General features: G+C 65.7%; 11 protein-coding genes. 10 read left to right on the top strand and 1 reads right to left on the bottom strand.

The genetic code is table 11. The features are described from left to right. The 4 genes from G3N58_RS20460 to G3N58_RS20445 form a co-directional block, all read left to right on the top strand. Window positions 1–259: hypothetical protein (locus G3N58_RS20460; protein ID WP_206000053.1), on the top strand; the 259-nt coding region annotated here is incomplete at its 5' end. Then, on the top strand, window positions 256–1,587 hold the full coding sequence (locus tag G3N58_RS20455) for an MmgE/PrpD family protein (protein WP_206000052.1): 1,332 nt from the start codon (window positions 256–258) through the stop codon (window positions 1,585–1,587). The genes G3N58_RS20460 and G3N58_RS20455, both read left to right, overlap by 4 nt. A gap of 145 nt (window positions 1,588–1,732) precedes the next feature. After that, on the top strand, window positions 1,733–3,079 hold the full coding sequence (locus G3N58_RS20450) for an MFS transporter (protein ID WP_167048932.1): 1,347 nt from the start codon (window positions 1,733–1,735) through the stop codon (window positions 3,077–3,079). A 133-nt stretch (window positions 3,080–3,212) separates the two neighbouring features. Then, window positions 3,213–4,433: a sialate O-acetylesterase gene (locus G3N58_RS20445; protein ID WP_206000051.1), complete on the top strand. Its 1,221-nt coding sequence runs from the start codon at window positions 3,213–3,215 to the stop codon at window positions 4,431–4,433. Window positions 4,434–4,565: 132 nt separating this feature from the next. On the opposite strand, the gene G3N58_RS20440 is transcribed toward G3N58_RS20445, so the two are convergent. Beyond that, window positions 4,566–5,768: a porin gene (locus G3N58_RS20440; protein ID WP_167048928.1), complete on the bottom strand. Its 1,203-nt coding sequence runs from the start codon at window positions 5,766–5,768 to the stop codon at window positions 4,566–4,568. A 711-nt stretch (window positions 5,769–6,479) separates the two neighbouring features. Between G3N58_RS20440 and G3N58_RS20435 the strand changes: the two genes are divergently transcribed. The 6 genes from G3N58_RS20435 to G3N58_RS20410 all read left to right on the top strand — a co-directional run bounded on the left by G3N58_RS20435 (window position 6,480) and on the right by G3N58_RS20410 (window position 14,254). Further along, entirely contained in the window at window positions 6,480–7,397 is a 918-nt protein-coding gene (locus tag G3N58_RS20435) for a LysR substrate-binding domain-containing protein (RefSeq protein ID WP_167048926.1), read from the top strand. A 477-nt stretch (window positions 7,398–7,874) separates the two neighbouring features. Next, window positions 7,875–9,485, top strand: coding sequence for an ABC transporter substrate-binding protein (locus tag G3N58_RS20430; RefSeq protein WP_206000050.1), 1,611 nt, complete (start codon window positions 7,875–7,877; stop codon window positions 9,483–9,485). An 8-nt stretch (window positions 9,486–9,493) separates the two neighbouring features. After that, complete coding sequence (locus tag G3N58_RS20425; protein WP_167284197.1) at window positions 9,494–10,435, top strand: ABC transporter permease; 942 nt, start codon at window positions 9,494–9,496, stop codon at window positions 10,433–10,435. After that, a complete protein-coding gene (locus G3N58_RS20420) occupies window positions 10,436–11,266 on the top strand; it encodes an ABC transporter permease (RefSeq protein WP_206000049.1) in 831 nt (276 codons plus the stop codon). Beyond that, complete coding sequence (locus tag G3N58_RS20415) at window positions 11,263–13,158, top strand: ABC transporter ATP-binding protein (protein ID WP_206000048.1); 1,896 nt, start codon at window positions 11,263–11,265, stop codon at window positions 13,156–13,158. Before G3N58_RS20420 ends, G3N58_RS20415 begins: the two co-directional genes overlap by 4 nt. A 166-nt stretch (window positions 13,159–13,324) precedes the next feature. Beyond that, window positions 13,325–14,254: a LysR substrate-binding domain-containing protein gene (locus tag G3N58_RS20410; RefSeq protein ID WP_205989076.1), complete on the top strand. Its 930-nt coding sequence runs from the start codon at window positions 13,325–13,327 to the stop codon at window positions 14,252–14,254. Window positions 14,255–14,451 lie beyond the last annotated feature (197 nt).

The raw sequence follows: 14,451 nt of genomic DNA, 5'->3' as shown, positions 1-14,451 counted from the left end.
CTCCGTCGCGCAGGCGGCGCCGCGCTTCGCCGACGTGCCGGGCGGCGGCGCGCTGAACGCGTGGACGCTCGAGACCAGCGTGGGCGTGTATCCGCTGTCGGTCGTAGCCGCGCATGACCGGCCACCGGTCGCGGCGTTGTCCGCCGGCGGCCTCGCGGTGCTCTCGGTCGAACTCGCGTTGCCGGACGGCCCGTGGCGCGGCAGCGTGCCGCTCGCGGTCGCCGCCGACGGCCGCGAGAGCATCTCGCTCGCCTCATGAGCGGCATGCCTGTGTCCACGTTCATCGAGGAACTCGCCGGGTTCGCGGCGTCGGCGTCGAGCGAGCCGCATCGCGAGGCGATCGGCCTGCAACTCGCCGATTCGGCCATTGCTTTGCTCGCGGGCGCGGCGAGCGCGGAAGGCCAGGCCGTGCGGCGCTTCGTCGCCGATACCGACGGCGGGCCGCTCGCCGCCTGCGCGAGCCTTGCCGCGACGATGCGGCTGACCGAAGTCGATGACATTCACCGGTCCAGCGCCGTCACGCCGAGCGCGATCGTGCTGCCCGCGGCGCTGACGCTGCGTATGTCGTTCGCGCGGGAGGCTGTGCCGTCGCGCTTTGCCGATGCACTGTTCGTCGGCGAGGAACTGTCGATTCGCCTTGCGCTCGCGCTGGGCGGCGTGTCGTTGCTCACGCGCGGCGGATGGCCGAGCTACATGGTGGCGCCGTTCGGCGCGGCGGCGACGGCGGGCCGGCTGCTCGGCCTGACGCCGGAGCGGATGCGTCATGCGCTCGCGCTGGCGGCGGCGCAAACGCCGCCGCCGATCGGCCGTGCCACGGGACACCGTCCGGGCCGCTGGCTGCTGTTCGGCCAGGCGGTCCGTGCCGGTTGCGTCGCGGCGTTGGCGGCGGCCGACGGCATCGACGGCGACGTCGCTCTGCTTAACGATGCGTGGCTCGGGCGCATCGGCGGCGAAGCGGCGAATGCTGCGTGGCTGGCGCGCAAAGACAGCGATGCGCCCGCGCGCGAGTCGATCAGCGTCAAGCCTCACTGCGCGGCCAAGCAGGCGTTGGCGGCGGTGCACGGTTTGCAGGCGCTGCTTGCCGATGGCCTCGATCCCGCAGCGATCGAAGCGGTAGAGGTGCGTGTGCCGTCCGCCTACGCGGCGATGCTCGATCGCGAGCCGCCCGAGGCCGGCCGGCTCGCGAGCCTCGTCAGCGTGCGCGGGCAACTCGCGCTCACGGCGTTGCAGCCGGCGTCGCTCGACGACGTCGCGCGCGACGGCTTGCGATGGACGGCCGATCTCGCCGACTTTGCGGCGCGTGTGCGAGTGATGGCCGACCCGTCGCTCGACGGCCTGTACCCCGCCAAATGGCCGGCACGCGTGAGTGTGCGGGCGGGTGCGAGCACGCACGAGCTTACCGTTGCGGACAGCGCCGGCGATCCGGCCCTGCGTTTCGGCATGGACGAACTCGCCGGCAAAGCGACGCGGATGCTCGGCGCGCACCCGGCGGCGGACCTCGTCGACACGGCCCGTCGCGCCGCGACGGAGCCTGCGCAACTCGATGCGTTGTGCGCGCGGTTTTGGCATGATCTGCCGGGCTCATAGTGTTCGGGCTATAGAGGCATAGCCCAATGGCCGCTTGCTTCGGCCGGAACCGATTCGCTAACGTGTTCGCGTCCGCCGCGGCCTGCTTGCGCGGGCCGGATCGCGGTCACCGTCATCACGACATAAAGACAATGGAGACAACAGCATGAACGAAACGACGACGCTCAACGTCGGGACGTTACTGGGCAATCAGCCGCTGCGGTGGCTGCATATCCTGATCGTTGCGCTGCTGGCGGCGACGATGGTCGTCGACGGCTATGACATCTTCATGGTGGGGCTGATTCTGCCCGCGCTTTCGCACGGGCTGAACGTGCATCCGGCCGCGCTGACTCAGGTCTTCGTCCTTCAGCAACTGGCGCTATTGATCGGCACGCTGGTTTCCGGCCCGATGCTGGACCGCTTCGGCAGACGGCGCGTGCTGCTCGTCGCCATGCCCGTGTTTGCCGTGCTGACGATCGCCACCTCGCAGGTTCGCAGCGTGCTGGAACTCGACGTCATGCGCTTCGCGGCGGCGCTGTTCTTCAGTGCCGTGATTCCCGCCGCCATTACGCTCGCCAACGAGTTCGCGCCCGCGAAGTATCGCTCGGCGGCGGTTTCGGTGGTGTTTTGCGGCTATGCGGGCGGCAACCTCATCGGCGCGAGCGTGCAGGCGTGGATACTGCCGTTCGGCTGGCAGGCGGCGTTCTGGGTGGGCGGCCTGCTGCCGCTCGTGCTGGCGGGCTGCCTGTGGCTATGGCTGCCCGAGTCGCTGCAATTCCTGGCGATGCGCGACCCCGCGAACCCGGCGATCGGCAACACGCTGCGCCGCCTCGATCCGGCGTTCGTGGCGGCGCCCGGGCAACGCTATGCCGTGCACGACAAGCATCAGCGCGTGTACAAGCTTTCGCCGAAGGTGTTGTTCACGAACGGCCGTGCGGCCGTTACGCTGCTGCTCTGGGGGGCTTACCTCGCGACCGGCATCTTCAGCTACATCAACAACTCGTGGACCACGACGCTGCTGCACCTCACGCGTCACATGCCCATGGCGCACATCGCAGGACTGCTTGCCGTCAGCGCGATTGCGGGCGTGATCGGCACGGCGAGCAGCGGCTTCGTGATGGACCGCTTCGGCGCGGCGCGCGTGTTGCCGAGCTATCTGACGGCGTCCGCGCTGATCGTCGCGGTCATTGCGACCATGGACGTGTATTCGCAATGGGCACCGTTCGCGTTCGCGGCGCTCGGCTTTCTGTACAACAGCAGTTGGGGCGCGCTGAATGCCTTTTGCGCGACGATCTCTCCCGCGGAGATGCGCGCGACCAGCGTGGCGTGGGCGCATGGCGCTTCCAAGGTGGCGGGCATGATCGGTCCGGCGATTGGCGGCGCGATGGTCCGGGCGCAATGGGACTTCACGCCGATCTTTCTCGTGGCCGCCGCGTTCGAACTCCTGTCGGCGTGCGCGGTATTGCTGCTCGTGACCCGTCGCAAGGCGGCGCCGGTTCCGCTGCGCGCGTGAGGGTTGCCATGGGGTGATCGGAATCGTTGATCGCGATAACCCTGATCTGGCTTGTGCGCCGCATTCCGCGCACATAGGATGGTCGGCCGACATTGCCATGTCATCGAATCGCGACAACGTGTGCCACCGCCCCATGACGACTTCACACCCGCCCGTACCGGAATACGATCTGGAACATTTCATTGCCACGGGGCAATCGCTTGCAATCGGCGCGCAGGGTGCGCCTGCGCTCGCCACGCCGCTCCAGCGCACGCTCATGTACGACACCGGTATCCGGGCGCTCGGCAAGCAGCCTCAAGCATTGGTCGATGCGCTCGAAGCGGAAGTCGAAACCTGTCTGTCCGGATTTGCCCATTGGCTTGGCCGTCTGCGGCCGGTGAGCCGGCCGGCGCATCGGACTATCGTCAGTGCGGTCGGCGTGGGCGGCGAAGAAATCGCCAACCTGCAACGCGACACGCCGCCCTATCGCGACATCGTCGAGCAGGTACGGTGGGCGCGCGCGGAAGCGCAGCGCCGCGGACTGACCTACCGCGTATCGGCGCTCGCGCTGATGCAGGGTGAAGCCGACGCGTTGCTCGGTACGGGCCTCGTGGGGTATCGCGCTCAGGTCGCCTTGCTGCAACGCACGCTCGAAGCGGACCTGCAAGCGGTGACCGGCGTGACCTGTCCGATTCCGATGTTTCTCTATCAGACCGCCAGCCATGGGCGCTATGCGGGAACCGCTCTGCATCCCTCGGTTGAAATTCCGCTCGCGCATTGGCAGGAAGCACGCGACAACCCGAACCTGCATCTCGTGGCGCCCATGTACCCGTTCCCGTATGCGGACGGGCTGCATCTGACCAATCACGGCTATCGCTGGTACGGGCACTATCTGGCAAAAAGCATCGCCCATTGGCTGACGACGGGCGAGAAATGGCGGCCGCTCGAGCCGACGCGTGCATGGCAACGGGACAGCGTTCGCGTTGGCGTCGACTTTCACGTGCCGGTGCCGCCGCTGCGCTTCGATACGTCGCTGGTCCGGCAACTCGACGACGGGATGAACGGCTTCGAACTGTATGACCAGACGGGCCGCGTCCCGATCTCGCACACGCGGATCGTCGATGGGACACAGGTCGAACTGGTTGCCGCTCGTGCGCTGAGTGGTGCCGTAACGGTCGGCTATGGCCTGACGCCGGCCAATCAGATGAACTGCGATGAAACGGGGCGGTTTCTCGCCTGGAACGCGGGGCCGGCCTCGGGTGTGCGCGGTACGCTGTGCGATTCGGATCAGTCGGCAAGCGATCTGAGCGACATGCACGGCAATCGCTATGCGCTTGCGAACTATTGCGTGATTTTCCGCTTGCCCTGCGATTGAACGGGCGCGGCGGGTGGTCCGCGACGCACCCGTGACGTGATCGCCGCGTGATGTGTTGAGCCCCGGCATCCGGCCATGCCGGGCACCGGGCGCATGCCGTCAGGTGCCCGGCATGCCTCGACGTTGCAGTGCTTAGAAGCGGTGGCGAATACCGAACGTGGTGGCGAACTGGCGATCATTCGACGACGCCGTCAGCCCGTCGATCGCCGCCACCGCGCTCTTGCCGGTCGTGTCCTGGCCGCTCGCGTGCTGATAGATGGCGACGAGATAAAGATCGGTGCGCTTGGACAGCGCATAGTCGGCGGCCAGATTGACCTGGTTATAGGTCGCGTTCTCCAGCGCGCCCACCGACGAACGGTTCGTCAGCGCGTATGAGGCGCCGAGCTGGAATGCCGGCGTAAGGTGGTACGACGCGGAAATTTCGCCGATATTGAAGATGCTTTCCCCGCTCAAGTGCTGCGGATTCAGGCCATTGCCCGGCTCATGGCCGAGATCCTGATATCGAACATTGCTATAGGCGCCTTTGAGCGTCACGCTGCCGAAGTTATACAGCGCACCGGCCACGATCCCCTGCATGAGCCCCGCCGAAGCGAGACCGCTGATCACCGGACTGGACATATTGAGGGAACTGGCGGACGTTGCCGTCGCGCTGCTCGGCTTGTCGCCCCAGTACGAATAGTTCGGATCGCGCTGATTCATATAGCCGACGCCGGCCGCGAAGCCGCCGTGCCGGTAGACGGATGCGAAGCTATAGATCTGATTCTGCGTGAAATTGCCGGCCACGCCGCCGAGGCTGTAGAACGCGCTGAACGTCAGGCCATGAAAGTCCGGCGAATTGTATTTGATCGAGTTGTTCGTGCGATTGGTGCCGCCGAGGTTATCGAGGTCGGCCGGGTGAGCGCCGAAGGGGCCGGCCCATTCCGTGACTTCGCCGTTGCCCGCGGCGCCGGCCGACGTGAACTGGGCGAGGCTGACGGTGACGGGGTCGTACTGGCGGCCGAGCAGCAGTGCGCCGTATTGATCGTTGTGCAAGCCAACCCAGGCGGCACGGCCGAACAGGTCGCCGCCCTGGCCCAATGCACCGTTGTTGACGGTATAACCGCTCTCGAGCTTGAAGAGTACCTGCAGACCGCCGCCCAGGTCTTCCGTGCCGGTCATCCCCCAGCGCGAGCCCTGAAGATTGCCGGACGTCATCTCGAACTGCCGCTTGCCGCCCGCATTGCTGTTGATGACGAACCCGCTATCGATCAAGCCATAGAGCGTTACCGAACTCTGTGCAAAGGCACTGCCGCTTAAGGTCGCACCGATCAATGCGGAAAGTAGGGTCTTTTTCATTGCGATTTTTCTCAAGTTTAATATGGACTATCGTCGTGGTGATTCAGGAATGCCTTGATTGATTCGTATGGCTAAGTAATGACCGTTGTGAGGCGGCCGTTGCGAGGCGCGAGCATGCCAGGTCCGCATGAACGCAGGTTAAGGGGGGCCGGGCACGCTGGATTCCCGGTCGGGGAATCGGAATGAGCGCGGGTGTGTCCGGCGCAGGACGCTACGCCACGCGGCGTTTCCTGCTTAGGAACGTTGCGGCGAGACAGGCGAAAGGCAGCCGGTCGGATTGCCTCTCGTCAAAAACGCGGTCCGGTTTGATAATCCCGCACGATTCACGGAGCAGTCCATTGCGAACCTGCGTACCTGTTTGGGGCGATCCATGAAGATCGCTTTCGCAATTCGTCCGACGAGATGAACCATGACGTTGTCAGCCTCCAAGATGACAGCCTGTTCTGAGCGATGGTTCTGTCGGTTCGCTCATCCGGCTTTGTATTGGGATGGAGTCTGCCACGCCATATTGGCGATAACGATTGCTTTTGGAGATCGCGATAGGCCTGATCGTCCGCCTGGCGAGCCGCTATCGCGGCGCGCGGGGAGGGTGGGTGCGAACGCGGAGTGCCGCGGCCGTCGAGCGGATCGGGACCTCGGATGGCGCGGATCGATGTGCTACGATCGCACGTTCTCCCTTCAGTGGCGCTCTTCGGTTGAACAGGCTTCCGTATGACGTTGAATCAGCTTCGGGTCTTTTGCACGGTATTCGATCAAGGTGGATTTCGCGCGGCCTCACGCTCTCTCGACATCTCGCAGAGCACGCTGACTCAGTCCATCCAGAGTCTTGAAACCGAACTCGGCGTTACGCTGCTCAGCCGCTCGCATCAGGGCGTTAGCCTGACTCCGCATGGAGAGCGTTTGCTGGCGCGCGCCCGGGCGATCATCAGCGACTGCGATCGCGTTTCCGAAGATATGCAGCAGTTGAGCGGGGAACCGACCGGCACGATCTCGCTCGGCATGACATCGGAGCCGCTCGGGGAAGTGCTGCTGCCGGTGCTCAAGCGATTCATGGCGAGCTACCCGCGTGTACGCGTGCATGTTTCGAGCGGATCGTCATTGCAATTGCTCGAACGGATTCGCGACGGCCGGCTCGATTTCGCGATCTTCCCCATCTCGCCGCAGGTCACCGATGCTGACATGAACATCGAGCGTCTTTACGAATCGACGGCCGGTATCATCGCGCGCAAAGGGCATCCGAAGGCATCCGCAACGTCGATCCGGGAACTGGCTAACTGCGAATGGATTGGCTTGCTGACGCGCAATATCATCGGCGGAGCCGAGAGCCGGCTCGTCAGCCTGTTCAGGTCGCAGGGCCTGGGGGTTCCGAAGGTCGTCATTACCGCGGAGTCGCTGCTCGAAACACTGCACATGGTTTCGGAAACGGACTATCTGACGCTTGAGCCGCGCGCGCTGGTCGATTTCAAACTGTATAAATCCTCGCTGATTTCCATACCGATCAAGGAAGGTTTCGATCCGCGCGAAGTCTGCCTCGTTCGCAGGCGCAATGCGCCATCCACGCCGGTCATGCAGGAACTCATCACCATGATGATTTCGTACTCGCGCATGGCGCATCGGCAGATTCTCTGACACGCCAGTCCGCTCACTCGAAGGCTCGACCGGCGCAGCGTCGATTCCGCGCCGCGAGCGTGCTCGTGCTCGTTCTTTCGCACCCGGTCCCGTAGCCGTCGTCGCCTCGACGCAGGCTGCCGGCGCCACCATAACGCGGCCATAGCGCGCCGGCTTTCCCGGCAGTTTTCCCGACCTCCGTTTGCCGTTGCCGCTTTGGGCTTCGCGGTACGCGTGTGCTTCATCCGGTGATCGGAAATATGGATCGCGATATTTTGACCAGACTTCCTTGCGCCTATCCGTGTGCTTAGCATCGTCGTCAGCGGCGCGATAAACGCGCTCGCGCACCGCACACCGTGGCACTCAGGTTTGCCCGGCGCGACAGGGATATCGATCAGGAGACCGGATGTCAGATTCGAATGTCAGCACGCCAGCGCCATGGCCGCTTTCTTTTGCTTGCGCAGGGCACCTGCTCAGGACATCGCTCGGGATACCGTTATGACATCGCGCCGCTTCCGGGCAGGCAGGCTCGCGGGTCTGACGGCGGCAAGGCGCGCCGTGGCGATGCTCGGCGTGCTCGCGTGCGCGCATATCGGACTGCTGCCGGCCCTCGCCATGGCCGAGATGAACACGGCGGCGCAAAGCGAGATTCGCGTGGCCCAGGTCGCGGACACGCCGACCTCGATGCCCGGCAACGTCGCCCGCAACACCACGACCGACAATATCCTCGGCAACGTCGTCGAATCGCTGGTCGCCTTGCGGGCCGACCAGAGCGTGGGGCCGATGCTCGCGGATAGCTGGGACATTTCGCCCGATGGCCGGACCTATACGTTCCATCTGCGCCACGGTGTGCTGTTTCATGACGGCACGCCGATGACCTCGAAAGAGGTCAAGTGGAGTTTCGAATTCCTGATGAAGCGCAGCTCCGGCTTCGAGTGCCGTAATGCCTACGACGGCAGCCGCGGCGTGCGCGTCGTCGAGGTCCGCACGCCGGACCCCCATACGGTGGTGTTCGAACTCGATCGGCCCTACGCGCTGTTTCTGACGCGCATGGTCGATCCGCGCTGTCCGCTCGCCGTGCTGAGTCCGTCGAGCGTCGATGCCGACGGTCACTGGCTCAAGCCGGTAGCCACCGGGCCGTTCGTGTTTTCGGAGTGGAAGCGCGGACAGTATGTGCTGCTCAAGCCGTTTGCCGGCTATCGTCCGCGCCCGGAACCGTCCAGCGGTTACGCCGGCGCGAAGCTCGCGCACGGCGACGTGCGTTTCGTCGTGATTCCCGATGCGGCCGCGCAGAAGTCGGCGCTGGTCGCGGGCCAGATCGATCTGACATCGGTCGGCGAGAACGGCGTGCTGCCTCCGGACCCGCGCTGGCGTCTCGTCACCGGGCCCGGCACCGATCCGGCGGCGCTGCTGATGCAGACGCGCGACCCGTTGCTCTCCGACGTACGCATCCGGCGCGCGATTGCCCTCGCACTCGATCTGCCGGGCATCGTCAACGCGGTGACCGACGGGCACGCACACTACAACCCGTCGCTCGTGCCCGACGCGAACACGCTGTTCACGCGGGCCGACTCGGTGGGCTACACGAAGAATCTCGCGCAGGTGAAGCAGCTGCTTGCGGCCGCGGGCTACAAGGGACAACCGCTGACGCTGGAGACGAACCGCAGTTTCGAGTCCATGTACACGCTGGCGGTGTATGTGCAATCGCTGCTGACCCAGGCCGGCATTCCGACGAAACTCGACATCGTCGAATGGGGCAAGCAGGAAGCGGACTTTCATTCGGGTCATTTTCAGATGATGGCGTTCGACTACTCCGCGCGTCTCGATCCGGCCTTGATGTATAGCGACGTGCTTGGCGACAAGACCAAGATTCCGATGGCGCAATGGGAGAACCCCGCGGCGCGCGCGCTGTTGCGCAGCCTGCAAGGCGAGACGGACGAAACCGTGCGCAGGAAGGTTTTCGAGCAGCTGCACGCCATGATGATCGCCGATGTGCCGATGATCATGCTGTATTACACGCCGGACCTGCTGCTCGTGAGCAGCCGCCTCGAAGGCGTGGCTTCGTGGCCGATGCGGCGCATCCGCGTATTCAACATCATCAAGCACTAAGGATCAGCATGGTGTCCTATCTACTCAAGCGCATTGCAATGGCGGTGCCGACCGTGGCGATCGTCACCGTGCTCGTGTTCGGCATGATGCGCGCCATTCCCGGCGACCCCGCCACGCTGATGCTCGGCGACATCAACGACCCGGCGTTGCTCGCGCAGATGCGTCACCAGTTCGGGCTCGACCGCTCCGTCGCCGATCAGTTTCTGCTGTGGCTCTCGCATCTGATGCATGGCGACCTCGGCATGTCGATCGTGCGGCATCAGCCGGTTTCCGAACTGATCGCCACCACCTTTCCGGTGACCGCCGAGATCGTGCTGGCCGCGACGTTCATGGCCAGCCTGATCGCGATTCCGGCGGGTCTCATCGCGGCATGGTCGCAGAACCGGCGCGCGGACCCCGCGATCGTCTTCACCGCGATCCTGTTCGTGTCGCTGCCGAGCTTCTGGGTCGGCATTCTGCTGATGTGGGTGTTCGGCGTGAAGCTGCACTGGCTGCCGACCTTCGGCTACCAGAGCTTCGGCGATGCGGGCTGGGGCACCGTGCGCTATCTCGTGCTGCCCGTGGTGGCGGTCGCGCTCGGCGAGATCGCGGTAATCATCCGCATCATGCGCGCGAGCAGCCTCGAAGTGTTGCGGCTCGAATACATCGCGCACGCGCGCGCCAAGGGCCTTTCCGAGCCGCGCGTGCTGATGCGCCACGCGCTGCCGAATGCGTTCGGTCCGGCGCTCACCGTGATCGGGCTTGTGCTCGGCCATCTGCTGGCGGGCGGGGCCGTGATCGAAACGGTCTTCACGCTGCCGGGCATGGGCCGTCTGCTCGTCGAAAGCATCTACGCGCGCGACTATCCGGTGGTGCAAGGCTGTCTGCTCGTGATCGCGCTGCTCTACGTGCTCGTCAATCTGATCGTCGACCTGCTGCATCCGGTTTTCGATCCGCGCCTGAAAATGTAAATGAAACTCTCCCTGTTCAAACGGCTCAATCTCGCGATCGGCACGGTACTGGTGGGCTGGCTCGTGCTGACCGCGCTGCTCGGTCTCGTCTATACGCCCTACGATCCGACCGCGGTCGATCTCGTTACGCGCTATGCGGCCCCGAGCCTGCACCACTGGTTCGGCACCGACGAATTCGGCCGCGACGTTCTCGCGCGCGTGATGGCGGGCGCCGCCGTCAGCGTGACGGTCAGCATCGGCTCGGTGCTGTTCGCGCTCGTCGTCGGCACGACGCTCGGCACCGTGTCAGGCTATGTCGGCGGCTGGTTCGACCGGCTGGTGCTGATGCTGACCGATGCGCTGATGGCGTTTCCCGGCCTGTTGCTCGCGCTCGGCATCATGACCGTGCTCGGCGCCTCGGAAGGCGCGGTCGTGCTGGCGCTCGGACTGGCCTACACGCCCTCGGTCACGCGGCTCGCCCATAGCGGCACGCTTTCGCTGCGCAGCCGCGACTTCGTCGTCGCTTCTCAGGCGATGGGCAATGGCGGCGCGTGGACCTTGTGGCGGCATGTCCTGCCGAATACGGTCGCGCCGTTACTGGTCTTCGCGACCTCGCTGTTCGGCTCGGCGCTGCTCGCGGAAAGCGCGCTGAGCTTTCTCGGCCTCGGCGTGCCGCCGCCCGCGCCGACCTGGGGCGGCATGCTGGCCGACAGCCGCGATGCGATCGACCGCGCGATCTGGCTCGCCATCTTTCCGGGCGTGGCGATTTCGCTCGCGCTGCTCGGCATCAACATGCTCGGCGATGCGCTGCGCGATCTGCTCGACCCACGCATGAAAGGAGTGACGCGATGAGCGCGCCTGTTTCGAACACGGCGCGGCCCGACGTGTCCGCGTTGCCCGGGTCCGGCGCGCCGCTGCTGAGCGTACGCGACCTGACGCTCGCCTTCAACGTGCCGGGCGGCGCGCCGAAGAAAGTCGTGGATGCCGTCAGCTTCGATCTCGACGTGGGCCGTTCGCTCGCGATCGTCGGCGAATCGGGCAGCGGCAAGACGATGATCGGCAAGACGCTGCTGGGGCTGCTGCCCGACTCCGCGCGGATCGCGGGCGGCGACGTCCGCTTCGACGGCCATTCGTTGCGCGAGCAGACGCGCGCGCAATGGTGCGAGGCGCGCGGCGTCGGTATCGGCATGGTGTTTCAGGAGCCGATGGTGTCGCTCAATCCGGCATTCAGGATCGGCGTGCAACTGACCGAGGCGCTGGTGCGCAGGCGCGGACTCGTGCGCGACGAAGCGGTGCGCCGCGCGGAAGTCATGCTCGAACGGGTGCGCGTGCGCAATCCGCAAGACTGCATGAAGCGCTATCCGCACGAATTTTCGGGCGGCATGCGGCAGCGGATCATGCTCGCCTCGGCGATGCTGCTGCGCCCGAAGCTGCTAGTGGCGGACGAGCCGACCACCGCGCTCGATTGCGTGGTTCAGAAGGAAGTGCTCGACGTGATGACGGAACTCACGCGCGAGGAAGGAACGGCGCTGATCTTCATCAGCCACAATCTCGCGCTTGTCGCCGCTTATACCGAGAGCGTGCTGGTCATGCGCGCAGGCGTCGCGGTCGAAACGGGGCCGGCCGCGCGCGTGCTGTCGCGACCTTCGCATCCTTATACGCTGGCGCTGCTCGATGCGTTGCCGCGCCGTACTGCATCGCTTGCCGACACGTCGCGTGAAGCGCCAGGTGATGAGCCAAGTGAGGCGCCAGGTGAAGCGCCAGGCGAAAGCGTGCCACCCGTGCTCGAAATGCGCGACGTCGCGATCGACTACGCCGCGCCGCGCGCGACTCTCGCGAACTGGCTGCGCGCGAAGCTGCGGCCGCACGGTGGCGCGCCCGCGCGCGTACGCACCGTCTTTCCCACGTCGTTGCAGTTGCGTGCCGGCGAAACGCTCGCGATCGTCGGCGAATCAGGCAGCGGCAAGACGACTCTCGCGAAGGCGGTGCTCGGCCTCGTGAACCCGGCCGAGGGCAACGTGCTGCTGAATGGCGCGACCTATCTCGACGGCGGGCCGAAGTCGTTGCAGGCGGCGCGGCGCGCCATCCAGATCGTGTTTCAGGACCCGTACTCGTCGCTCGATCCGCGCATGCGCGTGGGCGAACTCGTTGCCGAAGGGCTGCGCGCGGACCGGACGCTCGACGCGGCGCAGCGCGACGAACGGGTGCGCTCGGCACTGGCCGACGTGGGGCTTGCCGAGCATGCGCAGCGCTTCGTGCACGAGCTATCCGGCGGCCAGCGGCAACGCGTCGCCATTGCGCGCGCCCTGGTGAGCCGTCCCGCCGTCATCATCGCGGACGAGCCCGTGTCGGCGCTCGACGTGACCGTGCAGAAGCAGGTGCTCGACATGCTCACGTCGTTGCAGGCGCGCTACGGTTTCGCGTGCCTGCTGATCTCGCACGATCTCGGCGTGGTCGAGCAGATCGCCTCGCATGTGCTGGTGATGCTGCGCGGCCATATCGTCGAGGCGGGCACCCGCGACGCCGTGTTCGACGACCCGTGTCATCCGTACACGCGACGCCTGCTGCGAGCCGTGCCGGAACTGCGGGGCGACCGCGAGAGCGGATTTCGCGTGCAGGTGCGCGAGGTACCGCCGCCGCGCCAGCCCGACGACGCCTATTTCGACCCGGATCGCGCGCAGGGCGCGCTGCCGCGAATGACCCGCGTGGACGGAGCGGCAGCGCACACGGTCGCGTTGCGTTGAAGGCGGGCCAGGACGCCGTGCGTGGCCGATGCCGGACCCGCGGGCGGTGCGCCCGGTTTGCGTCGGTGCCGGTGTCTGTGTCCACGCCGGTGAGCGGCCACCGCAACACCGCGCTGCACCCGCACCCGGCAGCGCGCCCGCCGATCCGCTCAATGGAGAAGTTCAGATGACCTTAGGCCAGCTGAAGGCATTTTGCACCGTGGTCGAGCAGGGCAGTTTCCGGGCCGCGGCCCGTTCGCTCGGCATCGCGCAGAGCGCGTTGACGCATGCGATCCAGAGCCTCGAAGCCGAGCTCTCGGTGTCGCTGCTGACGCGCTCGCATCTCGGCATCAGCCTCACGTCGTTCGGCGAAATGCTGCTCATGCGCGCAACCGCGATCCTCAAGAACTGCGAACGGATCGGGCAGGACATCCGCGAGGTCGAGGGCATGCCGTCGGGGCGAATCGCGCTCGGCGTCACCTCGGAACCGCTCGCCGATCTGTTGATGCCGGTGCTCAAGCGCTTCATGGCCGACTACCCGAACGTGCTCGTGCATATCTCGAGCGGCCCGTCGCTGATGCTGCTGGAGCGTATCCGCGACGGCCGTCTGGACTTCGCGCTCTGTCCGCTCTCGCCCGATATCGACGATGCCGACCTCGAGATCGACCGGCTCTATCGCTCGTCGCCCGCCGTGATCGCGCGCGCGGGGCATCCCAAGGCGAATGCCACCTCGATCGACGAGCTGGCCGACTGCGAGTGGATCGGCTTCAAACGCGAAGGCATTACCGGATTTGCCGCCAACCGGCTCGTCGGCATATTTTCGGAGCGCGGGCTCGGCGTGCCGAAGATCGTCATCACGGCCGAGACGCTGCTCGAATCGCTCTATTTCGTGAGCGAAACCGACTATCTGACGATGGACCCCGGCGTGCTGGTCGATTTCAAGCTGTTCTCCGGCTCGCTGATCCGGATTCCGGTTCGCGAAACCTTCAGCCCTGGCGACATTTGTCTGACCCGTCGCAGCGCGTCGCCGCTCACCACCTCGGCACAACTGCTGGCGAGCATGCTCGCGTCCTACGCGCGCCTGCGGCGCGGCGTGACGAGCGGCGCGAAGACGTAGCGCAGCGGGCGCGCGCCCCGCGCGGAATGCAAGCGAAATGCCAACTGCTTGCGAACCGGGCGCGAACCCAATGCGAACCAGATGCGAACTGGATACTAGTGATCTGAATCGTGGATCGCGATAGCCCGGAGCTGGCTTCCTGAGCTTGCCGCGCGTACTTAAGATGGTGTCATCCATGATGCGCTGCCTTTTCAGCC

It is taken from the genome of Paraburkholderia sp. Ac-20342 (genome assembly GCF_017104985.1).
Classification (GTDB): Bacteria; Pseudomonadota; Gammaproteobacteria; order Burkholderiales; family Burkholderiaceae; genus Paraburkholderia.
The sequence above is the reverse complement of the archived record's forward strand: the minus strand, read 5'-3'. Positions and strand labels throughout refer to the sequence as shown.